We start from the raw sequence: 1,422 nt of genomic DNA on the forward strand, positions 1-1,422 counted from the left end.
ACGCCTTATTCAGACTCGCCTTCGCTACGCGTACCCCACACGGGTTACGCTCGCCACCTGCCACTGACTCGCAGACTCATTTTTCGATAGGCACGCCGTCACCCCACCAGGGAGGCTCCGACGGATCGTAGGCGCACGGTTTCAGGTACTCTTTCACTCCCCTCCCGGGGTGCTTTTCACCTTTCCCTCACGGTACTAGTTCACTATCGGTCGGACAGGAATATCTAGGCTTACCCCACGGTCGGGGCGGATTCACACGGGATTCCACGAGGCCCGCGCTACTTGGGAAACACGATCGCGAGACCATGCGCATACGACTACGGGGCCATCACCCTCCACGGCCAGGCATCCAATCCTGTTCGTCTCGCACACGGCTTTATCACTCACGCCCGGTCCGTCGGAACCGGGACACACGCTCCCACAACCCCGATGCCGCAACCCCCGACGGGTATCACACGACACCGGTTTGGCCTGATCCGCTTTCGCTCGCCACTACTCACGGAACATCCTTTCCTACAGGTACTGAGATGTTTCACTTCCCTGCGTACCCCCCAGCCCAAAAGACTGGTGCCACCCCATCCAGGGTGGCGGGTTCCCCCATTCGGACATCCTGGGATCAAAGCCCTGTCGGCGGCTCCCCCAGGCCTATCGCGGCCCCACACGTCCTTCATCGGTCCTGTCCGCCAAGGCATCCACCACTGCGCCCTCACCAGCAACACGCAACAGCATGAAAGCCGGCGAAAACCAAATTCGCGAATACATCGGACGACACATCAACACAACACGTTGACGGTCACAACAAAAACGACCGAACGAACACCAGGAACAAAAATCCCGGAGTTCGATCGAAATCAACAAAACAAGAAAAAACAAGTTCTTCTTGCTCGCGTCCACTATCCAGTTCTCAAACCACCAACACACACCCAGCACCACACCAGCCCACACAAGGACCGGCACGGAAACCCGGCGGAATCGGACCCGCACCCCAAGCCGAAAGACTCGGAGGGTGGCGGTCCGGGAACCCAAAAGCATGCCATACCACCAACCACACGGGACAAGCCCGCACGCACGGGAAACCCCGCGCGCCATACAGCCCATGATCTCTTCCACACCAGCGACCCCATCGGAACCGCGGACTTCGCGGCCGTGGGGCACACACCGGACGAAAAACCTCGTCCTGCATTCTCCGTAGAAAGGAGGTGATCCAGCCGCACCTTCCGGTACGGCTACCTTGTTACGACTTAGTCCCAATCACGAGCCTCACCTTAGACGGCTCCACCCCTCACGGGTTAGGCCACCGGCTTCGGGTGCTGCCCACTTTCATGACTTGACGGGCGGTGTGTACAAGGCCCGGGAACGCATTCACCGCGGCGTTGCTGATCCGCGATTACTAGCGACTCCGCCTTCATGGAGTCGGGTTGC

At 59.7% G+C, this 1,422-nt stretch carries 2 rRNA genes; both read right to left on the reverse strand.

Features of this window, described 5'->3' with window-relative positions:
• Positions 1-720: ribosomal RNA gene (locus AC1AYR_RS11695) — 23S ribosomal RNA — on the reverse strand; the annotation flags it as partial.
• Between the two features lie 472 nt (positions 721-1,192).
• Positions 1,193-1,422: ribosomal RNA gene (locus tag AC1AYR_RS11700) — 16S ribosomal RNA — on the reverse strand; the annotation flags it as partial.

This window comes from Bifidobacterium sp. LH_417 (genome assembly GCF_056357035.1).